A 22,803-nucleotide genomic window follows, 5' to 3' on the forward strand; every position below is an offset into this window, starting at 1 on the left:
AAATGCAAAAAAATATTTACAGCTGCATCACTTTACTAGCTTTTTGAATCATATATTTTTGCCTGCTATACCGTCCACTTTGTAGACAGCATAACAGGCAATAATAATAAGTAGACTTTCACTATTATTGAGTTGGATATGGTACTTCTTTATCAATAATCGTTACTCCATCTCGTACAATTTTATAGTGTCCCTTTGAACCTTCTTGAATTACAAATTCTAAAGAAATAGTCGCTGATTCAGTAATTGTTCTTGTTTCAACCGGTCTATCCATTTTTTGCTGCATGTCTTCTTTATAAATTTCTATTGTTTGCGGCTTTTTTTCACCTGTTACAGCAGGCTCATATGGGATAGAGATATTGTCCACTTTTACCGTTTTAGTCACTTTAGGCTTTTGACCATCAGAGATAATAATAGTTACTTTATCTCCCTCTTTTAATGGTGTACCTGGTTTTGGAAATTGCGAAATTACAAGTCCTTTTTCGACTGAATCTGAATACTCTCGTTTTATATCTGACGTTAGTTTTCTCTCATTCAAATAACCAGTTACACTATTTTCAGTCCATCCCGAAAAGTCACCTGGTCTAATTTGATAAGGACCTTTACTTACCCAGATTTTCAGTTCTTGCTCCGCTTCTATAACCATTTGATCAGGCGTCGGAATTTGCTCTACAATTTCACCTTTCGGCTTATCATTTTCAATATAATTTACTGTAACTTGTTTATATTTTTCTTCTAACTCAGCTTTTACACTCTCAAAGTTTTGCCCTGTGAAATTCGCCATCTTACTTTTCTTTTTTCCACCTGATTGATAGATAGTAATTTTAGCGTTTTCTTTTACGACTCTTCCTGCTACAGGTTCCGTTTTTATTACATCCCCAACTTCAATATCATCTGTATATACAATATTAGGCTCCGTCACCTCAAAGCCCTTTTCTACTAACGTATTTACAGCTGTCGTGTATTTCATACCAGCCACATCAGGAACTTTCACATCTTTCGGAATAAATAATCCTGGAATAACCGTAAGCGCTAATGTTATTCCTATTGCTAAAAATAAAAATGTTGAAATTAAAACTTTAAGCCACTTGTTACTCCGTTTTTTCTTCTTATCTAACTCAGCTGCTTCTGCTCTTATCGGTTCTTCCACTTTACTCCCTTTTAAAACAATCGTTTCATCACTTACATTTTCAAATAATTGTTCTTGTTGAATAATCGGAATCGCTTTCGTCGCTTCCATATCTTCTGGTATGTAAAATGGTTGCTCATTTATCCTCTCTGGATATAGCGCAGTTTCAATATCTCGCTTCATAGCATTGGCAGATTGATATCGATGGAAAGGATCTTTTGCAGTTGCCTTTAATATAATATTTTCAACACTTTGCGGAATATTTTCATTCCATCTTTTTGGTGATGGGATTTCACTTTGTAAATGTTTTAAAGCTATAGCAACAGCAGATTCGCCAGAAAACGGTTGTCTTCCTGTTAACAATTCAAACATAACTATTCCAAGAGAATAAATATCCGATTGTTTATTTGCTATCCCGCCACGTGCCTGTTCTGGTGATAAATAATGGACTGAACCCAGTACTGAATTTGTATGTGTAATTGTTGTTGCACTTGTAGCTGTCGCAATTCCAAAATCTGTTACTTTTATTATTCCATCAGCTCGAATTAAAATATTGTGCGGCTTTATATCACGATGCACAATTTCAAAATGATGGGCGTGTGCCATGGCGGATGTTAACTGCTCCATAATATCAAGAGCTTCTCCTATAGGTAACATACCTCGCTCAATTATGTATTGCTTCAATGTTTGCCCGGGTACATATTCCATGACAAGATAATATATACCATCTTCTTCTCCGACATCATACATATTCACAATATTTGGATGCGACAACGTTGTAACAGACTGCGCTTCTCGATGGAAACGTTTAATAAACTCTTCGTTATTTGAGTAGTCGAGTCTTAATATTTTTACCGCTACATCTCGGCCAAGTATATCATCATGAGCTAAATATACATTGGCCATTCCGCCACCACCAATCATTTTCAGCAGCTTATAACGGTCATTTAAGCGTTTTCCAATCAGCACGTTGCACTTCACCTACTTTCGTTTGTCGAACCCGCATAATCAATAAGAACAAGTGTGATATTATCTTCTCCACCGCGATCATTCGCCAATTGAATGAGACGCTGCCCTTTACCTTCAAGCTGTTCATTTAACTGTAAAATTTGTTGCATATCATCAATAGAAACTTTGTTTGATAACCCATCAGAGCAAAGAAGTAATTGATCATCTTCCTCAAGCACCAACGTTTTAACATCTAATCCAACTTTTTCTTCTGTTCCTAGCGCTCTTAATAACACATTCTTTTTCGGATGATACTCTGCATCTTCCTTTGAAATTTCACCATGTCTCACAAGCTCATTTACAAGCGAATGATCTTCCGTTACAAGCGTCATTTCTCCTTCTGATACCATATAGCAACGACTATCTCCTATATGCCCTATCGTCACAAAACTTGGTGTACAAACAGCTATTATAAGCGTTGTTCCCATACCATTACATTCTACATTTTGCTGAGCGTATTCATATATGCGCTCATTAATAATCCCAACACTAGTATGTAACCATTGTTCTACTTTTTTCGGTTCATTCATATTATGCGTTTGCTTCCAATAATCATGGAATAATTGAATGGCCATCGAGCTAGCTACATCACCAGCTCGATGACCTCCCATTCCATCTGCTACTACCGCTAAAACATTTCCATCTAAATTGTGAAAAACTCCTGCACTATCTTCATTATGTTGACGAACTTTTCCTTTATCCGATAGAAATACGGCTTTCATCTCGTCACCTCGTCTCTTCTTTGCGCTCCTTCGCACGCAACTGACCGCAGGCTGCGTCAATATCATGACCTTGTTCACGGCGAATCGTTACATTCACTCCACGATCTTTTAACGTTTTCTCGAACAAGAAAATTTGCTCACGTGGTGTACGTACATAATCACGTTCAGGTACGTAGTTTACCGGGATTAAGTTTACATGACATTTTACACCTTTTAAGAGCGCAGCAAGCTCTTCAGCGTGCTCAACTTGGTCATTTTCTCCTCCAAATAATCCATATTCAAAAGTAATACGGCGCCCTGTTCTATTTACATAGTATTTAATAGCTTCCATTAAATCCGGTAATTTATAAGCACGGTTAATCGGCATTAATTTTGAACGTAATTCTGAGTTTGGAGCATGCAATGAAATCGCAAAATTAATTTGTAGTTCTTCTTCAGCAAACTTATAAATTTTCGGGATAATTCCACTCGTCGAAACAGTCATATGTCTAGCACCAATATGAAGTCCTTTTTCATGGTTAGTGATGCGTAAGAATCCCATTAAATTATCGTAGTTATCAAATGGTTCTCCAATTCCCATAACAACAAGAGAACTTACACGTTCTTCTGTTTCATCAAGCGCACGCTGAACTTCTACTACTTGCGCTACGATTTCTCCAGCTTCTAGGTTTCGTTTTAGTCCACCAAGTGTCGAAGCACAGAACGTACATCCAATACGACAACCAACTTGCGTTGTTACACAAATGGAATTTCCATATTCATGTCGCATTAATACCGTTTCAATAGAATATCCGTCATATAATTGGAATAAGAATTTAATCGTTCCATCTGAAGACGTTTGTTTTACTAACGTGTTTAAAGTAGTAATATCAAAGGAATTCGACAATTTATCACGCAATCCTTTAGAAAGGTTTGACATATCCTCATAATTTTTTACACGTTTTTTATATAGCCAGTCAAAAATTTGTCCAGCGCGGAACTTCGGTTCTCCTTGTTCCTTTAACCAATCTTGCATTTCATGAAGTTGTAAAGAGTAAATTGATGGTTTCTTCGTTTCTACATTTTTCTTTTGTTTTCTTACAGTTGTTTCCATGATGCTACACCTTCTTCCTTAAACAAGCAATATAAAAGCCATCCGTTGCAAAATAATGCGGTAAAATTTGTACTTGACCTTCATTAATATACGGACTTAATTTTTCTGGCATACGTTCTTTTATCGTAGTATCCCATTCAAATTCAGGATGTTCTTTTAAAAATTTATCTATTACTTGTTCATTTTCTATTTTCTCAATTGTGCACGTACTATAAACAAGACGACCGCCTTGTTTTAATAATGGTGCTATTTTTTCTAGTATCGCAAGTTGAATCGTCGATAATCTTTCACTATCGCCTTTATCTTTTCCTAACTTAATATCAGGCTTACGTCTAATTACACCAAATCCAGAACACGGTGCATCTACCAATATTTTATCAAACGTTTCATTTGCAAAGTGCTCTTGCACTTTTCTAGCATCTAGCGCTTTTGTTTCGACATTTTCTAGACCAAGTCGCTCTGCTTGCTGTTTAATTAAACGTACTTTGTGTGCATGTAAATCAAGGGACATGACCTTACCAGTTCCCTTTAATCGTTCCGCGATATGCGTTGTTTTTCCGCCTGGAGCAGCACAACTATCAAGAACTGCATCTCCCGTATTCGGTTCTAAAGCGCGTGCTACAAGCATAGAACTTTCATCTTGAATAGAAAGAAATCCTTTTTTAAACGCTTCTGTATGCGCTACATTTCCTCTTTCAATCTGAATTGCATCATCTGACAAGTCACCACGTTTTGCTTCTATACCTTCACTTGCCAACAACTCAATCGCTTCTTCTACCGTTACCTTATCAACATTCACACGTGCTGTTGGTACAGGTGGTAACATGTTTACTTCGCACATTTTCTCTGCAGTTTCTAAGCCATATGCAGAAGTCCACTCTTGTACAAGCCAAACTGGATGACTTGTCGCAATTGCAAGACGTTCTACTGGATCCTTGATTTCATCTACAGAAGGTACACCTTCTCTCTGAATCGAACGTAATACACCGTTCACCATACCAGCAATTCCTTTATGCCCGCGACGCTTTGCAATCTCAACCGCTTCATGAATAGCCGCTCTTTCTGGCACTCGGTCTAAATAAATCATTTGATATAAAGATAAGCGAAGCAATACCCTTACCCACGCCTCAACCTTCTTTTTTAAAAAAGGCTGTAAATAATAATCTAATGTGTCACGACGTTGAATCGTTCCATATACAATTTCAGTTAATAAACCAATATCTTTTCTATCAATTGCACTTTTTTCAATTAGATTATTTAAAAGTAAGTTGCTATATGCACCACTTTTTTCCACTTGAATTAAACCATCAAGAGCTAATTCACGAACATTTTGTCTCATGCATTTTCTCCTAACTTCGTTCCAATTTCAGGTTTTGTTCCACGTAAAAATTGTGAACAACTCATACGCTTTTTACCAGAAGGTTGCAATTCAGTAATTTTAACACCTGTTTCATTACTAGTTGCTACAACAAAACCATCTTCTTCGATTGCAACAATCGTACCTGCTTCAGCCGGTTCAGTTACAGGCACTTTTTCTCCCCACCATACTTTAACAACTTGTCCTGCTAAAGTTGTATAAGCAACTGGCCATGGATTCAATCCGCGAATGTGATTGTATACTTCCTCACCTGTTTTTGTCCAATCAATTTTCTCTTGTTCACGTTTTATATTGTAAGCAAACGTTACTTCTTCTTCGTTTTGTTTAATCGGCTCTAACTTACCTTGAATTAATAAAGGTACTGTTTTAGATAGAAGGTGTGCTCCAGCTTCACTTAATTTATCAAATAATGAGCCTGTCGTTTCACGCTCTTCAATTTCCACTTCCACTTGCGTTAAGATATCACCAGCATCCAATTTTTCTACCATATACATAATTGTAATACCAGTTTTTTCTTTACCTTCCATAATTGCATAATGAATTGGTGCACCACCACGAAGTTCAGGAAGTAAAGAAGCGTGGACATTAATACATCCATACTTCGGTGCTTCTAAAATTTCATTTGGTACAATCTGACCAAATGCAGCTGTTACAATTAAATCTGGCTCTAATGCCAATACTTTTTCATATTCATCTTTTTCACGAATTTTTAACGGCTGTAACACAGGGATACCATGTTTTTCCGCTTCAACTTTAACAGGTGTAGGTGTTAATACTTTTTTTCTACCTACTGGACGATCAGGTTGCGTCACAACACCTACTACCTCATAGCCATCTTCAATAAGACGACGAAGCACCGGCACTGAAAAGTCCGGTGTTCCCATAAACACTACTTTTATCATTTAAAAACCGCTCCTTTTAACACCTATTCTAGTTCGTTTTCTTCATAATATCTTGTCACTTTCGATGTAAATAAAACACCGTGTAAATGATCGATTTCATGTTGAATTGCACGTGCTAAAAATCCTTCCGCTTCTAATAAAAATACTTTCCCACGGCGATTTTGCGCTCTTACTTTAATATAATCGGCACGTTCTACTTCACCATAAAGTCCCGGGAAGCTTAAACAGCCTTCGGGACCTACTTGTTCACCACGTTTTTCTAATATTGATGGATTGATTAACTCGATTTTCCCAGTATCATCATCGACATCAACAACCGCTACTTGCAAGCTTACACCTACTTGAGGCGCAGCTAAACCGACTCCGTCCGCAATTAACATTGTTTCATGCATATCTTTCAACAATTTCACTAACTTTTTATCAAAGTTAATTACTCTTTCGCATGGTGTTTCTAACACTTCATTTGGATGCTTGATTATTTCTAAAACTGCCATATTTCCCTCCGCTACATTAACATTGTTGGATTAAAATCAATTGAGATTTGTAGCTCTTTTTGCATTTCTGCTTGATAATGTTCATTTACCATTTTGAGCACGTTCTTTAAGTTTGGTTCCCGTTTGTATTTTATCATGCATTGATAACGATATCTATCTTTTATCCTTGGAATTGCTGAAGCAACTGGTCCTAACACCATTGTTTGCTGTGAGCAATGCGTTCGTAAATACGAGGCAATTTTTTCCGTCACTTGCACCGCTTTTAATAATTCAGGATGAGATACAGTTACAAGTACAACATAGTAATATGGGGGATATTGTCTTGTTCGTCTCATTTGCATTTCTTGGTCAAAAAACACATCATATTGTTGATTCTTCGCTAACTCTATGCTGTAATGTTCTGGCGTATACGTTTGAATCACAACTTCCCCTGGCAATTCATGTCTACCCGCTCGTCCACTTACTTGCGTCAATAACTGATATGTCTTTTCACTTGCCCGAAAATCAGGTAAGTGAAGCGTCGTATCTGCAGTTAAAACCCCAACAAGCGTTACTTTCGGAAAATCTAATCCTTTAGCAATCATTTGTGTTCCAAGTAGTATATCTGCTTTTTCTTCCCCAAACGCCTTTAATAATTTTTCATGCATTCCTTTTCGACTTGTCGTATCTACATCCATTCGAATGACTCGCGCCTCTGGAAATAGTTTTGTAATTTCTTCTTCTACCTTTTGTGTACCTGTACCAAAGAAACGAATGTATGTACTTTGACAAGCTGGACACTCAGTTGGCATATTCTCTTCGTAACTACAATAATGACATTTTAAACGATGATTCATTTTATGATATGTCAATGAAATATCACAATGCGGACATTGTACAACATACCCACAATCACGGCACATAACAAATGTAGAATGACCTCTTCTATTTAAAAATAGTACCATCTGTTCTTTCTTTTCTAATCGATCTGCTATTTTTTCATGCAGCGCCTTAGAAAACATTGATCTATTCCCGTCACGAAGTTCTTCTCGCATGTCAACAATCTCTACCGTTGGTAAAGCTTGTTCATTCATACGTTTTTCCATTGTTAGTAGTTTATAAACACCTTTTTTCGCCCTTGCAAACGATTCAAGTGTTGGTGTCGCACTACCAAGAACGATAGGACATTTATGATATTGCCCTCTCCAGATAGCTACATCTCTTGCATGATACCTCGGATTATCTTCTTGTTTGTAACTTGATTCATGCTCTTCATCAATAATAATAATCCCTAAATTCTCAAAAGGCGCAAAAACGGCTGAACGCGCACCAACTACAACTTTCACTTCTTTTCTTAAAATCTTACGCCACTCGTCATACTTTTCTCCAACAGACAACGCACTATGAAGAACTGCAACTTGCGAGCCAAACCTACCTTTAAAACGATCCACCATTTGGGGCGTTAGTGCAATTTCAGGAACAAGAACGATAGCTTCTTTTCCTTTCTCGAGCACTGCTGCTATAGATTGTAAATATACTTCTGTCTTTCCACTTCCTGTAACACCATATAGTAAAAATGGATTATAAGTTTCATTTGTAATTGATGATAAAATCGGTGTAATAACTTGTTTTTGTTCCTCCGTAAGTGGAAATGGTTTCGTTTGTTCAAAATCATCATCGTCATACGGATTTCGGTATACTTCCACATACTTTTCTGAAATGAAGCCCTTTTTAACAAGTGCTTTTATTGGAGCATCTGTTATTTGTAACTCTTCTGTAATTATTTTCAACGGTACACTTTTATAATTTTCCACAAAATAATAAAGTACATCTTGTTGTTTTTTACTTTTCAGTTCAAATGCCGCTAATTCCAATTTATCTTCTGGCAACTCCGGCTGAACAACTCTTTGCTTCTTCTTTTGTACTTTATCTTTCACTTGATAAACGACTTCAACCGTACCATTTTTAATTTCTTGTTGAATAGTCCGGTATAAATGTGGCTGCTGCTCGATTACTTCAAAATCAATTGCTTCTTTATCCTGAAATAAATATAGTATTTCAGATGCTATTTCTTCCTGCTTACAAATTTGTAGACGTTTTTTATACGTTGCTTTTATCGCAGTTGGAAGCATCACTTGAAAAGCTGAAATCATGTAGCATAACGTTTCACTTGTAAGCCAATATCCAAGCTTTAATAATTCATCATTTAAAACCGGTGTTACATCTAATATTTCATGGATTGTCTTTAACTTCTTACTTTCTACATCCACCGAATCTTTAATCCCAATAATAAAACCTTGTAATTTCCTTGGCCCAAACGGAACTACTACACGCATTCCTGTCTGTACAATATCTTCCCATTTTTCAGGGATAATGTAATCAAATGGTCGATCTGTCTGACGGGCAGGTACATCAACAATTACACTTGCAAATTTCATAAACGATCATCTTCTAACATCATTTCAATTTGCTTTAATATTTCACGAGCTACCTCTTTTTTCAGTAAAAGTGGTAACTCAATAACTTTTCCATCTTTTCTATACATTGTTACAATATTCGTATCCGTGCCAAATCCAGCTCCTTGCGCTTTTACATCATTCGCGACAATCATATCTGCATTTTTCTCACGTAGTTTTTTCGTTGCATATTCCTCTACATTTGTCGTTTCAGCAGCAAAACCGATAAGTAACTGTTGATCCTTTTTCTGACCTAACGTTTTTAAAATATCCACCGTTCTTTCGAGTTCAATGACAGCATCACCATTTTGCTTTTTCATTTTATTATCATGAACATATTTCGGACGATAATCTGCAACTGCTGCTGTTTTAATGACAACGTCTACGTTTTGATAATGTTGAAGAACTGCTTCTAACATATCTTGTGCAGATTCCACTTGCACTGTCGTTACATGTAACGGTGGATTTAATGCTGTCGGTCCTGAAACGAGTATAACATCAGCGCCTAAATTCGCCGCCACTTCTGCAATCGCATACCCCATTTTTCCAGAAGAAAAATTCGTCATAAAACGAACTGGATCAACTTTTTCACGTGTTGGGCCAGCAGTTATTAATATTCTTTTTCCCTGCAATGGTTTGTGTTCTGAGAAAGCTTCCTCTAACCGTGCAATAATCGCTTCAGGTTCTTCTAGTCGTCCCTTCGCTACATATCCACATGCTAAAAAGCCTTCCCCAGGCTCAATAAATGTATATCCTAGCGTTTTCAATGTCATCATATTTTTTTGAACAATTTTATTTTCATACATATGCACATTCATAGCAGGCGCAATCCATACCGGGGCTGTAGTAGCTAACAGAGTAGTTGTAATCATATCATCTGCAATACCACCAGCTAACTTTCCAATACAATTGGCAGTAGCAGGTGCGACAAGTACAACATCCGCCCAATCTGCTAAATCAATATGAGCAATAACAGCCGAGTCTTTCTCATCAAACGTATCCGTATATACATCATGGCGAGAAAGCGCTTGGAATGTAAGAGGCGTAACAAACTTCATTGCCGACTCACTCATCATTACTTTTACAATCGCGCCAGATTGTGTCAATTTACTCGTTAACGCAGCTGCTTTAAAAACCGCAATGCCTCCTGTTACACATAGAAGTATCTTTTTCCCTTTTAGCATATGACTCGTCCTCTTTCTTTTTCAAACTTATAATACTGAAATAGAATTCCCAGCTCGTCAGTACCAATATTTCATTCCTTTCGTAAAAAAATAACAACCTACTTGTAAATAGGTTGTTACCGTTACATAGAAAATTATAAAGTCTATGTTTTATTTTGTCGAAGGCAAAGGCTTATTCAGCTACTTTATCTTCACTTGGTACGTAGCTTAATGCTTCTGCATCGATTTCTTCTAATGCTTTACCTACACATTTATGAGAAACAGGTTGCTCTACAACACAGTTATTAGCAAGTTGCATTTCACGTGCGCGTTTTGCAGCCACTGTTACTAATGTGTACTTAGAATCGATTTTTTGTAGTAATGAGTCAATTGATGGATTTAACATAATTATAGACCCTCCGTCATTTCTTTATAATATTTTGCTACCCTTTCGCGGCGGCAATGTTCGCCAACCACAATCGCTTTAATTCTATCACAAGCTAATTCAACTTGATCGTTTTCTACTACATAGTCGTAAGCGTCCATCATCTCGATTTCTTCTTTCGCTACAGTTAAACGATTTTCAATAACATCTTCAGTCTCTGTACCACGTCCGACAATACGGCTCTTTAGTTCAGATAAACTTGGAGGTGCTAAGAAAATAAATACACCTTCTGGGAAAGCTTTCTTAACTTGAATTGCTCCTTGCACTTCAATTTCTAAGAATACATCTTTTCCTTCTTGTAATGTTTTTTCAACATAGTCAATTGGTGTTCCGTAATAATTACCTACGAACTCAGCCCACTCAAGTAATCTTTCATTACGAATCATTTCCTCAAATTCTTCTCTTTCTTTAAAGAAATAATCCACACCATCTACTTCACCTTCACGCGGCTTACGTGTCGTTACTGAAATAGAGTACTGAAAACGTGTATCCTCATGGCTAAACAGCTCTTTACGAACCGTTCCTTTTCCAACCCCAGAAGGCCCTGAAAGAACGATGAGCAATCCTCTTCTACTTCTCATAAATATGTAAAACCTACCCTTCCTCACTTAAATCTTCTTTATTATTCAAACGATGTGCAATCGTCTCTGGTTGAATTGGACTTAATACAACATGCCCATCATCCATAACAATAACCGCCCTTGTTTTTCTCCCATACGTAGCATCAAGCAAAGCATTATGTTCGCGTGCTTCTTGTACTGTTCGTTTAATAGGAGCTGACTCCGGACTTACAATAGCAATAATTCGATGAGCAGATACAATATTTCCGTATCCAATATTTAAAAACCGCATGGCCATAGTTTGCGCCTCCTAGTAAGTCTATCCGATTTCTCCACCACGTATAACTTTATATATTTTTTGAAAGCTACTCAATATTTTGTACTTGTTCACGAATTTTTTCAAGGTTATTTTTCATTTCTACAACATATTTTGAAATTGTTAAGTCATTTGCCTTAGAACCAATCGTATTAATTTCTCTATGCATCTCTTGCACGATGAAATCCATTTTCCTTCCAACAGGCTCTTCAATCTGCAATGTTTCACGAAATTGCTCTAAATGACTTTGCAAACGAACTAACTCTTCATGAATATCACAACGCTCTGCAAAGATTGCGACTTCTGTTAGCAATCTTTGTTCATCTAACTCTTGATTATGTAATTCTTTTAAGCGATTTTCTAATCGTTCACGATATTTTTGTGTAACAATTGGTGCATGTGGAATAATTGCATTTACACAATTGCTAATCTCTTGTAAACGATACGCTATATCTTTATGTAATCGTTCTCCTTCGTCATCTCTCATCGTTTTCAACATATGAGCAGCTTGACGAACAGCCTCATATAAACTGTTCTCAAAATGTTCATTTACATTTTCTATTTCTTCAATTGCTGTTACTTCTGGCATTGCCATTAATTGCTCGAGTGTAATAGAATCTTGTAATTGAAACTTTCCTTTTATATCTTCCATCATCGATTGGTACTGCTCAAGAAGTGACCAATTCACACTTAATTTTCTTTCAACAAGTCCTTCACCTGCTATACTAATAGACACTTCAATGCGTCCACGTCGAACTTGCTGTGCAATTATTTTACGAATTTTGTCCTCAAATACCATCATTTGCTTAGGAAGTCGAATACTCATCTCTAAAAAACGGTGGTTCACCGATTTCATTTCTACTGTAATTTGAAAAGTATCACTTTCTACTTTCGATCTTCCAAACCCTGTCATACTAGAAATCATTTTTATCACATCCAAGCCATAAAATAACTCAATGAAAAAGGTAATAGAGACAAGGCTCTACTACCTTCTGTAAATTATATCACATTTTCATAACATTGACTATTTCAAGTTTAATCCCTTCTTATATAACATTGGCTTTTTCTTTTTCGCCTTTTTCCCTGTTAATAAAGAACCTACTAGTAAGAAAGTCGGAATTGATGACAAACCTCCAATTAATAACCAATCTCTTGCTTGTATCGGCATTGTGCTAAAAATCGGTTGTAACGGTGGATAATATATCACCACTAGCATGAGTAGTAATGAAATGATAACCGCCCCTACTAAATACACGTTCCCAAATGGATTACGATGAAAGACAGAATGCTCACTACGACAATCAAATACATGAATAAGCTGAGCAAGTACCAACGTCGCGAACGCTACAGTTTGTGCATATTTCAGTTCATTTGGATGTTGGTTATACGCAATAATAAACGCTACTAACGTCACTGCCCCAATTAAAAAACCTCGACTTATTATTTTCCACGCAAGCCCTCTAGCGAATACCCCTTCTTTCGGGTGGCGCGGCGTTCTCTTCATCACATCTCCTTCAGCCTTATCCAAACCTAATGCCATCGCTGGTAAACCATCAGTAACTAAGTTCACCCATAAAATTTGAATAGGAACCATCGGCAGGGGTAATGCAAGTAACATCGCAAATAACATAACTAAAATTTCTCCAACATTTGATGCTAATAAATATCGGATGAACTTACGTATGTTCTCGTATATATTTCTTCCTTCTTTAATCGCTGACTTAATTGTAGCAAAATTATCGTCTAGTAAAACAAGTGAAGAGGCTTCTTTTGCAACATCTGTCCCTGTAATCCCCATCGCTATCCCAATATCAGCTGTTTTTATAGCTGGAGCATCGTTCACTCCATCACCTGTCATCGCTACTATATGCCCTTGATTTTGCAGTGCCTTAACAATTTTTAATTTATGTTCAGGTGATACACGAGCGAATACATACGTATCTTCTACAACATTTTCTAATTCCTCCACATCCATATTCGCGAGTTCTACTCCTTCAACAACGCGTCCATCTGGTGGCAAAACTCCTAATTGTTCAGCAATCGCCATTGCTGTCACTTTATGATCACCTGTAATCATTACTGTTCGAATACCAGCTTCTTTACACTCTTTTACCGCCTGCGCCACTTCTGGTCTTGGTGGGTCAATCATACCTTGTATCCCAACTAACATAAAATCTTTTTCAACGTCTCTTTCATGTTCAATAGAATCCGTTATTTTTAAAGGTTTAAACGCAACTGCAATTGTTCGAAGCGCTTGACTACCTAAACTATGAATAGCCGCCTGTACTTCTTTTCTATATAGCTCACTTAACGGCTGTTGCTTATCCCCCCATAAAATCGTTTGACTCATTTGTAAAAGAACATCCGGTGCTCCCTTCGTAACAATAAACTTTTTCCCCTCTCGATCTCGTACAATAACACTCATCATTTTTCGAGTTGAATCAAATGGAAATTCACGAATAACTTCAAATTTCCCTTTCAATGCCTCACGTGTTATCCCAGCTTTCATTGCTGCAGCTACAAGCGCTCCCTCTGTTGGATCTCCATCTAATACGTACGCCTTTTTCTTTTGAATAATATTTGCATTGTTACATAGTGAACCAAATGTAAGTAGCTGATAAAGTGCTTTTGTCTTAGCTGGATTCACTTCTTTTTCACCTTTCATAAAAGAGCCATTAGGTTCATATCCTTGCCCTGTCACTTTCCACAATTCTCCGCCTGACCACATATGTGTTACCATCATTTTGTTTTGCGTCATTGTTCCCGTTTTATCAGAACATATAACGGAAGCACAACCTAACGTTTCTACGGCTGGTAACTTTCGTACAATTGCTCTCTTTTTTATCATACGCTGTACACCAAGTGATAAAGCTACTGTAACAATTGCCGGCAACCCTTCTGGAATAGCCGCAACAGCCAGAGACACACCAGCTAAAAACATATGATATACTTCATTCCCTTGATACACACCAGCTAATACAACGAGTGCTGTCAAAATAAGAGCCACAATAATTAATATTTTTCCGAGCTGTTCTAACCTTCTTTGCAGTGGTGTTTCCATTTGCTCTGCATTTTGTAACATATTTGCAATTTGCCCCATCGCTGTATTCATACCAGTTGCTACAACGACTCCTGTACCAGATCCTCGTGTAATCATTGTCCCCATAAAAGCCATATTTTTTTGATCACCAATTGCAACATCTTGCCCTTGCAATGCTTCTACCTTCTTTTGTACAGGTACGGACTCCCCTGTCAAAGCAGACTCTTCAATATATAAACTTGATGCTTCAACAAGACGCACATCAGCCCCAATACGATCACCACTGGAAAACTTAATAATATCACCTAAAACAAGTGCTTTAGATGGTGCTTTTACCCACTTTCCATTCCGCATTACAGTAACTTGTGGAGCGGCTAGTTCCTTTAAAGCTTCCAATGATTTTTCAGCTTTTCTTTCTTGAAAAAATCCGAGAATACCATTGATAATAACAATGGCAACAATAGCAATAGAATCAATGTATTCACCTAAAAACGCAGAAACAATTGTTGCTCCAAACAAAACGAGTACCATGAAATCTTTAAACTGTGCTAAAAATACCATTAGTGCAGAAGGCCTTTTTGCTTCTTCTAATTCATTAGTACCAAATTTCTTTACGCGCCCTTCTGCTTCTTTCTCTGTAAGTCCAACCTTTACATTCGTATTCGTTCTTTCTTCCACTTCATGTGCCCGCATTCCATACCAGTTCATCCTGCCATCGACCTCCTGATTCCAGACATACTCTATTGAAAGCTTATTCAGCCTCGTCCAAAAAAATGCTATAATTAACTTTTAGTTAGAAAGGAGTGTTCATTTATGGCATTCGATGGATTATTTACAAGAGCAATTACACATGAAATTGCAAATTCTCTTTACACAGGAAGAATTTCCAAAATATATCAACCTTCAAAGTATGAGATTTTATTACATATTCGAGCAAACGGAAAGAACCAAAAACTAATTCTTTCGTCTCACCCTACATATGCGCGTCTGCACTTAACGAATCAAAACTACGATTCACCAGCAATACCGCCAATGTTTTGTATGCTTCTTCGTAAACATTTAGAAGGTGGGTTTATTGAAAAAATTGAACAAATTGACTTAGAACGTATTATTCAAATTACAGTTCGCAGTCGGAATGAAATTGGAGACGAATCATTAAAAACATTAGTAATCGAAATAATGGGCCGACATAGTAACATTATCTTAGTAGATACGAAAACAAATGTTATTTTAGATAGCTTAAAACACATATCTTTAGCGGTAAACCGCCATCGTACTGTATACGCTGGAGCTGAATATATTGCACCACCAGCACAACATAAAATTAACCCACTTCAGATTGAAACAAATGATGAATTTATTAGACCACTAGACTTTCTATCTGGAAACATGGATAAACAGCTTGTCGGCACCTTTACGGGAATATCCCCGTTATTCGCAAAAGAAGTAGTGAAAAAAGCTGGTATGGTAAATGAAAAAGCATTAGCGGATGCATTTTTCTCCATACAAAAACCATTATTAACTCATACATATTCACCAGCGATGACTACTTCAAATGGAAAAGAATTCTTTTATCTTTTCCCTCTTGCACACTTGCAAGGAGAAGATAAGACGTTCTCATCTGTTAGTGAATTGCTTGATCGTTTCTTTTTCGGAAAAGCAGAGCGCGATCGTGTAAAACAACAAGCTCATGATTTAGAACGCTTTATGCAAAATGAAAAAAATAAAAACGAGAAAAAACTCATTAAACTCGAAAAAACACTGCAAGATGCTGGAAAAGCAGATAAATATCAACTATTTGGAGAGCTACTTACAGCTAATATGTACGCTTTGAAAAAAGGCGATAAAGATATTGAGGTCGTTAATTATTACGATGAAAATGGCGGAACTGTAAAAATCACATTAGATCCTTTAAAAACACCATCTGAAAATGCACAACGCTATTTCCAAAAGTATCAAAAAGCAAAAAATTCAGTTGTTGTTGTAGAAGAACAAATCGAAAAAACCAATGAAGAAATTCTTTATTTTGATAGCTTACTTCAACAAATGGAAGCTGCTTCTTCAAAAGATATTGAAGAAATTCGTGAGGAATTAGCTGAAGAAGGTTATGTGCGCAATCGCAAAACGAAAAACGCAAAGAAAAAGCCTACTAAGCCAGTATTAGATAAATATTTAGCAAGTGATGGCACAGAGATTTTCGTTGGTAAAAACAATAAACAAAATGATTATTTAACAACGAAGTTTGCCCGCCGTGATGAAATTTGGTTACATACGAAAGACATACCTGGCTCTCACGTTGTCATTCGTTCTTTAGAGCCTGCTGAAGAAACTTTACTAGAAGCTGCCAAAATTGCCGCTTATTACAGTAAAGCGAAAGAGTCTAGCTCTGTACCTGTTGATTTCACTAAAATACGCCATGTGAAAAAACCGAGTGGTGCAAAACTTGGTTTTGTTACGTACGACAATCAGCAAACCGTATATGTAACACCAGATGCTGATATTGTAATGAAATTAAAAGCGTAAATACAAAAATGCGTTGCTTATAAGCAACGCATTTTTTATATTCGTTCACACTAGTTCATATACCCATTTACTAATTCATAACATCTTGCTTTTGTCATCTTATATTTCTCTTCTGAAGCTTCTATACGCCTCATCGTTCCGTTATTTGTATCAGTACCAATTGCTTTAACTTTACTTTCTTTTTCTTTAACCCACGCAATTTGTTTCGTTTTTAACGACTGAAACGCATCAGGTGACATCGTACTTTTTAATGTACTGTAAATTTCATTTAGTTTATTATCCCACAGTTCATAATTTCCTTCTATTTCATTTACTATATCATTGGTTGACATAGCATTCGTATGTTTTTCTTGTTTATCTATAGCAGCTAATTCACTTAAAACATTTGCTCTATCTATCTTTGAAGAAGATTCTTTTTGCGATTGTTTCTCTTCTTTTGAGCCTGTATACGCACTCGAATCCTTTCTCTGTACTTGTTCTGTTTCTTGAATATTTCTTTCTTTCGTTACCTTTTCATACCTATTTTTATCTACATTGTATGAAATAAGAGATGTTTTCGCATTTACAGTAATTAATCCGTTACTATCTTTGAATATGTATTTCTTATCGCCACTATTTTCTTCACTTACAAATGACACATTCTTATCGTCTGGCATTTTTAAAATTCTATTTGCTTCTTCTTTTGTAAGTTTTAAATCTTCAGGAAAAACGAATGACCATTTATCCATTAACCATTCCCCTTCTTTATACACCAAATGAAATTCCCAATCTTGGGCCGCATGACCTATTTCATCTTCTAAACTTAATGTATGTACCGTTAAATTTTCTTTATCTTGTGAAGAAGAAAATCTTATTTCAGTTTGAAAATAATTTGGGAATGGTAACATATCAGTCTCTCTCGATCTATTAAAGTTAGCAAGCAATTCAGGAAGCTGATTCTCTACAAACTTTTCTGAAACCAATCCTTTAACTCCTTTTTTAGCTGTCTCTAAATCCCCAGGATTATTTCGGCTCCATCCATTTTCTTTTTCCATCTCACTAAACGCATTTGCTATTCCATCTACACTCTTTCTTACAATCTTTTTCGCTTCTTTTTCTGTCACTTCTGGCGCTTCATCAAGCTGTTCAATCGTTTCATTTACTTGAACTTTGTGTTCACTTGTTTCACACCCCGTTATAACAAGCATACTAGCGGCCAAACAAAATGACATTACTTTACTTAATTTCTTCATACACTCACATTCCTTAACCCAGTTTTTTTCGTTACATCTCTTTACCTATAAAAAACGTAACAATCCCTTATTATACCAATTAACTTAATTCATTTATACAAAAAATATAATATTTAAATTAAAAAGATTTTCGTTTGCGAGTTTATATTATTGTTCAGTCACATAAAAACTTACTGTAAAAATTTTATATATATTTATTTTACATTCGTCTAGTTTTTTTGACACACAGCTACCCTCTTCTCTTTTATTCTAAATAAATATACTGGCACAATTCTTGCTTTATTAATGTAAAAAGGAGGAATTAAAATGAATGTAAGAATAACTAACATCCAAAAACAACTACATAATTACGGAATCGACGGGTTACTTATTACAAAAAAAGAAAACCGTCAATACGCAACAAACTTTACAGGTAGCGCAGGCGTTGTCTTAATCGCTGCGCATAAAGCTATTTTCATTACTGATTTCCGTTACGTAGATCAAGCAAAAACGGAAATAAAAGCAGCAGAAATTATTATGCATAAAGGAAATTTAGAAGAAGAAGTTGCAAATCAAGTATCAAAATTAAACATTCAAAAACTTGGTATAGAAGACAATAATATGACTTTGCAACAATTTAAGAAACTACAAAAATATATACATACAGAAATGGTTCCAGTGTGTGAGATTATTGAAGATATTCGACTTATTAAAGACACATCTGAAATAGAAACAATGAAAATCGCAGCTACAATCGCTGACGAAGCATTTCACCATATTGTTACATTTCTAAAGCCTGGAATAAGCGAGACTGACGTTCGAGATGAGTTAGAATTTTTCATGCGAAAAAAAGGGGCTACATCTTCTTCATTCCAAATCATTGTAGCCTCAGGCGTTCGTTCTTCACTTCCCCATGGAGTTGCATCAAATAAAATAATCGAACGAGGCGATATCGTTACATTAGACTTCGGTGCACTTTACGACGGATATTGTTCCGATATAACACGTACCGTAGCAATCGGGGAACCATCGGAAGAATTCCAAAAAATATACAATGTTGTACGAGAAGCGTTAAAGCGTGGGACTGAAGCAATTAAGCCTGGAGAAACTGCGAAAAGTATCGATGATATAACGAGGAATTACATTACAGAACATGGATACGGTCAATACTTTGGCCACTCTACCGGGCACGGTCTTGGGTTAGAAATACATGAACCACTTCGCTTATCCCAAGAAAGCAAGGCAACTTTACAAGAAGGTATGGTTGTTACAGTTGAGCCGGGCATTTACATACCGAACTGGGGCGGTTGTAGAATCGAAGATGATATTGTCATCACCAAAGATGGTTATGACGTTATTACAAAATCAAATAGAGAACTAATTATAATCCCTTGTTAATATTATGAAGGTTTAAACAAAACTTTTTTTGCACATAGAATTCCTTCTCTGGAGTATTCATTTAAAGAGGGGGAATTTTAATTGAATTTTGTAATTGATAAATTGGAGGGTTTACATGTAGAATTTTCAAAGCTTGTTTCCATGATGAATTACGCTCGCTATACAACAATGCAAGCAGTGGAAAGTTTAACAATTGAAGAACTTGATTATTTATATGATAAGGAAGCAAATTCAATTGGCATGTTATTGTATCATATGGCTGCTATTGAATTTTACTACCAGATTCATACTTTTGAAGACCGTGAACCAACGGAGGCTGAATTAGAACGCTGGTTACCTGGCATTGAATTAGGCGATCTTGGGCGTGAGAAAATAAAAGGAAACGCTATAGAATTTTACATAAATACATTACAAGAAGTACGTTCCAAAACAATCGAGACTTTTCAATCGTTACCTGATGAATGGTTATTTAAAACGACAGACTTTTGGTATGACAAACCAGCAAATAACTATTTTAAGTGGTTTCACGTTTTTGAAGATGAAATCAATCATCGTGGACAAATTCGTTTAATTAAAAAGATGCAAAAAGCTCATGCAGTAAAATGAGGAAATGCCACCGAATAAGGTGGCATTTTCTTTTATTCATTAACGAATAGCTTTTCGTTTACTATTTTAGTGACTACCACTACCAACATTAAAATGCATATTAAATATAGCATTTTCGCAATAAACAACCACCCTTGAAACATTACAATTCCATCTATTATCTCATTTCCTTTCCATAACAAAAACGGAATTGTGCTGATTATAATGACAAATTCGATGCTGAAAACCATTTTCTTTTTTCGACTATATGCTTTCCATTCATTCCAGCGATACATAGAAGCAAAAATCAATACTCCTATACATAATATAACTGGTACCCATTCACTGTTAAGAAATTGTCCTGAAATAATTGATAATAGTAAACAAACTAGCACACCATAATATCCTATTTTTTCTCTCATTCGCACTCCCCCATTCTACTTCTCCTTTAATATGTAACTTGCTATACTTATAACAATTCTTAGAAAAATAACAACTATTATTACAAGATAAAGACCGTTTGCAGAAGACATCCATTCTTGAAAAATAGACATTTTCTCCATTTGTTTCTGACCCTCTATTAAAATAACCCCTGCGAACAATGAGCAAACAACGATGATACCTATCATAATTCCGATACTTTTTACTGTATTGTTTCATACCATCCCAGTTATATAAAAGTATAAATACAAACCCGAAAACAGGTATAATACTTATCCATTCATTGTTTGTAAATAGCTTTAAAATGATTAATAGACTACAAGATATGATAAATCCCAAAAATCCAATTTTTTTGTGCATAAGCCCTCCTTGAATTCCATTTTTAGGATTAATTGTACTGTAACATCCATTTTTTATCCTTACCATTGCAGTACATGAAATTTTACCTTTTTTTCTGTTTCTTATACTCACATACTTTCCCTACTTTCATACAATAAACTACACGATTGCCTAAGGATGTGAATGTTATGGGAGTTGAATTAACGCTATTACACGCTCTCTATGTTATTTGTTTACTCACTATTATTACCTTTTTTATTCTCCGGAAAGATACTACAATTATTTGTATCGTTTTTATCTTTTTATTAGCATTAACTGCTACAAGTTCTATCCCTCTTGCCGTTAGCGGCATTTTTCAAAGTTTTATTTACGCCATTACTGAGCTATTACCAACTATATTAATCATTTCTATTATTGTATCCATGAGCAATTTACTCGTTCATACCGGTATAAATGATACAATGATTTCACCATTTACAAAGATGATCCGTACCCCTACCCTCGCCTACTGGATTATTGGCCTTTTGATGATGACAATTTCTTTCTTCTTTTGGCCTTCTCCCGCTGTCGCATTAATGGGAGCTATTTTATTACCGGTTGCTGTACGTGTCGGTCTTCCTCCAATTGGAGTAGCAATTGCTATGAACTTATTCGGTCATGGCATTGCTTTATCCGGCGACTTCGTTATACAAGGCGCACCAAAATTAACCGCAGACGCTGCGGGTCTCCCTGTTTCCAGCGTCGTATCTGCAAGTGTTCCACTCGTTATCGTTATGGGCGTTGTGACAACTTCCGTCGCTTTTTTCTTCTTACGAAAAGAGTTTCATACAGGCTTAGCTATACAAGAATCTATTCTATCAACTGAGTCTTCTAAAACGCTCACTTCATTATCTCCTCGCACAAAGAAATGGCTCGCTATTTGTATCCCTATCGTATATATCATTGATATCCTTTGCATGATTCAATTTCAACTACAAGGAAGCGACGCAACTGCACTTATCGGCGGAACAACTGTTATTATGATTATCATCATTTCTCTCATCGCCTACAAAGGTAATGGACTGAATAAAACGACCGATTATTTCATAGAAGGGCTCCAATTTGGCTTTAAAATTTTCGGACCAGTTATTCCTATCGCTGCACTCTTTTATTTAGGAGATAGTGGCTTTGTGAAAATTATCGGGGACTATTTACCGAAAGGTTCACATGGAATCATTAACGACTTAGGCATCGCTTTATCTCAAACTGTTCCTTTAAATCAATATGTATCGGCAGGGACATTAACCATCGTTGGTGTCATTACCGGCTTAGATGGATCAGGTTTTTCAGGTATATCACTTGCTGGTTCCATTGCCAATCTTTTTGGAACAGCACTTGGCCATGGAACAGCTACATTAACAGCACTCGGGCAAATTGCAGCTATATGGACCGGGGGCGGGACGTTAATTCCTTGGGCACTTATTCCTGCTGCTGCGATTTGTAAAGTCGATCCATTTGAACTTGCACGCCGAAACTTTTTACCGGTTGTTATCGGTTTAATTGTCACCACAATCGTTGCAATGTTTATCCTATAACGTAAGCAAGTGTTCTCTTGCTTACGTTTTTTGCTTGTAAAATTCAT

General features: G+C 36.3%; 19 protein-coding genes and 1 pseudogene. 4 read left to right on the top strand and 16 right to left on the bottom strand.

Going from position 1 to position 22,803, the window contains the following annotated elements; all coding sequences use genetic code 11:
* Positions 1-124: 124 nt before the first annotated feature.
* The 13 genes from pknB to N2V79_RS18610 form a co-directional block, all read right to left on the bottom strand.
* On the bottom strand, positions 125-2,098 hold the full coding sequence (gene pknB, locus N2V79_RS18550; RefSeq protein WP_000904746.1) for a Stk1 family PASTA domain-containing Ser/Thr kinase: 1,974 nt from the start codon (positions 2,096-2,098) through the stop codon (positions 125-127).
* An 8-nt stretch (positions 2,099-2,106) separates the two neighbouring features.
* Positions 2,107-2,859 carry a Stp1/IreP family PP2C-type Ser/Thr phosphatase gene (locus N2V79_RS18555; protein ID WP_000648708.1) on the bottom strand — a complete coding sequence of 251 codons (753 nt, stop codon included), beginning with the start codon at positions 2,857-2,859 and terminating at the stop codon, positions 2,107-2,109.
* A 4-nt stretch (positions 2,860-2,863) separates the two neighbouring features.
* On the bottom strand, positions 2,864-3,952 hold the full coding sequence (gene rlmN / locus N2V79_RS18560) for a 23S rRNA (adenine(2503)-C(2))-methyltransferase RlmN (RefSeq protein WP_000450550.1): 1,089 nt from the start codon (positions 3,950-3,952) through the stop codon (positions 2,864-2,866).
* A gap of 4 nt (positions 3,953-3,956) precedes the next feature.
* Positions 3,957-5,291, bottom strand: a complete 1,335-nt coding sequence (rsmB, locus tag N2V79_RS18565) for a 16S rRNA (cytosine(967)-C(5))-methyltransferase RsmB (RefSeq protein WP_001249664.1) — start codon at positions 5,289-5,291, stop codon at positions 3,957-3,959.
* Positions 5,288-6,232: a methionyl-tRNA formyltransferase gene (fmt, locus tag N2V79_RS18570; protein ID WP_000598805.1), complete on the bottom strand. Its 945-nt coding sequence runs from the start codon at positions 6,230-6,232 to the stop codon at positions 5,288-5,290. The genes rsmB and fmt overlap by 4 nt, the downstream gene beginning before the upstream one ends.
* Positions 6,233-6,255: 23 nt before the next feature.
* Positions 6,256-6,726, bottom strand: a complete 471-nt coding sequence (gene def / locus N2V79_RS18575; protein ID WP_000279455.1) for a peptide deformylase — start codon at positions 6,724-6,726, stop codon at positions 6,256-6,258.
* An 11-nt stretch (positions 6,727-6,737) separates the two neighbouring features.
* A complete protein-coding gene (gene priA / locus N2V79_RS18580) occupies positions 6,738-9,143 on the bottom strand; it encodes a primosomal protein N' (protein WP_340720132.1) in 2,406 nt (801 codons plus the stop codon).
* Positions 9,140-10,345, bottom strand: coding sequence for a bifunctional phosphopantothenoylcysteine decarboxylase/phosphopantothenate--cysteine ligase CoaBC (coaBC, locus tag N2V79_RS18585; RefSeq protein ID WP_200458035.1), 1,206 nt, complete (start codon positions 10,343-10,345; stop codon positions 9,140-9,142). The genes priA and coaBC overlap by 4 nt, the downstream gene beginning before the upstream one ends.
* Positions 10,346-10,517: 172 nt before the next feature.
* Complete coding sequence (gene rpoZ / locus N2V79_RS18590; protein WP_000933961.1) at positions 10,518-10,730, bottom strand: DNA-directed RNA polymerase subunit omega; 213 nt, start codon at positions 10,728-10,730, stop codon at positions 10,518-10,520.
* A gap of 2 nt (positions 10,731-10,732) precedes the next feature.
* Positions 10,733-11,350, bottom strand: a complete 618-nt coding sequence (gene gmk / locus N2V79_RS18595) for a guanylate kinase (RefSeq protein ID WP_001257742.1) — start codon at positions 11,348-11,350, stop codon at positions 10,733-10,735.
* A 13-nt stretch (positions 11,351-11,363) separates the two neighbouring features.
* Positions 11,364-11,627 carry an extracellular matrix/biofilm regulator RemA gene (remA, locus tag N2V79_RS18600; protein WP_001251456.1) on the bottom strand — a complete coding sequence of 88 codons (264 nt, stop codon included), beginning with the start codon at positions 11,625-11,627 and terminating at the stop codon, positions 11,364-11,366.
* 67 nt (positions 11,628-11,694) lie between these two features.
* Positions 11,695-12,570 carry a YicC/YloC family endoribonuclease gene (locus N2V79_RS18605; RefSeq protein ID WP_000625865.1) on the bottom strand — a complete coding sequence of 292 codons (876 nt, stop codon included), beginning with the start codon at positions 12,568-12,570 and terminating at the stop codon, positions 11,695-11,697.
* 99 nt (positions 12,571-12,669) lie between these two features.
* Complete coding sequence (locus N2V79_RS18610) at positions 12,670-15,393, bottom strand: calcium-translocating P-type ATPase, SERCA-type (RefSeq protein WP_001104774.1); 2,724 nt, start codon at positions 15,391-15,393, stop codon at positions 12,670-12,672.
* A 105-nt stretch (positions 15,394-15,498) separates the two neighbouring features.
* Here N2V79_RS18610 and N2V79_RS18615 point away from each other — a divergent pair, with 105 nt between their 5' ends.
* Positions 15,499-17,208 (top strand): Rqc2 family fibronectin-binding protein, encoded by a 1,710-nt coding sequence (locus N2V79_RS18615; protein WP_000863271.1) that lies wholly within the window; start codon positions 15,499-15,501, stop codon positions 17,206-17,208.
* A gap of 50 nt (positions 17,209-17,258) precedes the next feature.
* Here the strand turns inward: N2V79_RS18615 and N2V79_RS18620 are convergent, their stop codons facing one another.
* Positions 17,259-18,440, bottom strand: coding sequence for a lysozyme inhibitor LprI family protein (locus N2V79_RS18620; RefSeq protein ID WP_000736520.1), 1,182 nt, complete (start codon positions 18,438-18,440; stop codon positions 17,259-17,261).
* Between the two features lie 306 nt (positions 18,441-18,746).
* On the opposite strand from N2V79_RS18620, the gene N2V79_RS18625 reads away from it, so the two are divergent.
* Together N2V79_RS18625 and N2V79_RS18630 are read left to right on the top strand one after the other, a co-directional pair.
* Positions 18,747-19,817, top strand: a complete 1,071-nt coding sequence (locus N2V79_RS18625) for a M24 family metallopeptidase (protein ID WP_001102865.1) — start codon at positions 18,747-18,749, stop codon at positions 19,815-19,817.
* Positions 19,818-19,898: 81 nt separating this feature from the next.
* The gene (locus N2V79_RS18630) at positions 19,899-20,423 is read left to right on the top strand and encodes a DinB family protein (RefSeq protein WP_001012056.1); all 525 of its coding nucleotides are present in this window, start codon (positions 19,899-19,901) and stop codon (positions 20,421-20,423) included.
* 32 nt (positions 20,424-20,455) lie between these two features.
* Here the strand turns inward: N2V79_RS18630 and N2V79_RS18635 are convergent, their stop codons facing one another.
* Together N2V79_RS18635 and N2V79_RS18640 are read right to left on the bottom strand one after the other, a co-directional pair.
* Complete coding sequence (locus N2V79_RS18635) at positions 20,456-20,824, bottom strand: YoqO family protein (protein WP_053563753.1); 369 nt, start codon at positions 20,822-20,824, stop codon at positions 20,456-20,458.
* Between the two features lie 15 nt (positions 20,825-20,839).
* Positions 20,840-21,203, bottom strand: a pseudogene (locus tag N2V79_RS18640) (YoqO family protein).
* A gap of 167 nt (positions 21,204-21,370) precedes the next feature.
* Between N2V79_RS18640 and N2V79_RS18645 the strand changes: the two are divergent.
* Positions 21,371-22,756, top strand: a complete 1,386-nt coding sequence (locus tag N2V79_RS18645) for a membrane protein (RefSeq protein WP_000537906.1) — start codon at positions 21,371-21,373, stop codon at positions 22,754-22,756.
* The last annotated feature ends 47 nt before the right edge of the window (positions 22,757-22,803 follow it).

The sequence above is a fragment of the Bacillus sp. CH_70 genome (assembly GCF_038007045.1).
GTDB lineage: Bacteria > Bacillota > Bacilli > Bacillales > Bacillaceae_G > Bacillus_A > Bacillus_A cereus.

What these genes read in the sequence shown, in the direction of transcription:
- priA (WP_340720132.1), bottom strand. Translation starts at nt 9,143, where the DNA reads ATGAAATTTGCAAGTGTAATTGTTGATGTACCTGCCCGTCAGACAGAT.
- remA (WP_001251456.1), bottom strand. Translation starts at nt 11,627, where the DNA reads ATGGCCATGCGGTTTTTAAATATTGGATACGGAAATATTGTATCTGCT.
- N2V79_RS18615 (WP_000863271.1), top strand. Translation starts at nt 15,499, where the DNA reads ATGGCATTCGATGGATTATTTACAAGAGCAATTACACATGAAATTGCA.
- coaBC (WP_200458035.1), bottom strand. Translation starts at nt 10,345, where the DNA reads ATGCTAAAAGGGAAAAAGATACTTCTATGTGTAACAGGAGGCATTGCG.
- gmk (WP_001257742.1), bottom strand. Translation starts at nt 11,350, where the DNA reads ATGAGAAGTAGAAGAGGATTGCTCATCGTTCTTTCAGGGCCTTCTGGG.
- N2V79_RS18605 (WP_000625865.1), bottom strand. Translation starts at nt 12,570, where the DNA reads ATGATTTCTAGTATGACAGGGTTTGGAAGATCGAAAGTAGAAAGTGAT.
- N2V79_RS18625 (WP_001102865.1), top strand. Translation starts at nt 18,747, where the DNA reads ATGAATGTAAGAATAACTAACATCCAAAAACAACTACATAATTACGGA.
- N2V79_RS18620 (WP_000736520.1), bottom strand. Translation starts at nt 18,440, where the DNA reads ATGAAGAAATTAAGTAAAGTAATGTCATTTTGTTTGGCCGCTAGTATG.
- N2V79_RS18555 (WP_000648708.1), bottom strand. Translation starts at nt 2,859, where the DNA reads ATGAAAGCCGTATTTCTATCGGATAAAGGAAAAGTTCGTCAACATAAT.
- rsmB (WP_001249664.1), bottom strand. Translation starts at nt 5,291, where the DNA reads ATGAGACAAAATGTTCGTGAATTAGCTCTTGATGGTTTAATTCAAGTG.
- fmt (WP_000598805.1), bottom strand. Translation starts at nt 6,232, where the DNA reads ATGATAAAAGTAGTGTTTATGGGAACACCGGACTTTTCAGTGCCGGTG.
- N2V79_RS18610 (WP_001104774.1), bottom strand. Translation starts at nt 15,393, where the DNA reads ATGAACTGGTATGGAATGCGGGCACATGAAGTGGAAGAAAGAACGAAT.
- N2V79_RS18645 (WP_000537906.1), top strand. Translation starts at nt 21,371, where the DNA reads ATGGGAGTTGAATTAACGCTATTACACGCTCTCTATGTTATTTGTTTA.
- N2V79_RS18635 (WP_053563753.1), bottom strand. Translation starts at nt 20,824, where the DNA reads ATGAGAGAAAAAATAGGATATTATGGTGTGCTAGTTTGTTTACTATTA.
- rpoZ (WP_000933961.1), bottom strand. Translation starts at nt 10,730, where the DNA reads ATGTTAAATCCATCAATTGACTCATTACTACAAAAAATCGATTCTAAG.
- rlmN (WP_000450550.1), bottom strand. Translation starts at nt 3,952, where the DNA reads ATGGAAACAACTGTAAGAAAACAAAAGAAAAATGTAGAAACGAAGAAA.
- def (WP_000279455.1), bottom strand. Translation starts at nt 6,726, where the DNA reads ATGGCAGTTTTAGAAATAATCAAGCATCCAAATGAAGTGTTAGAAACA.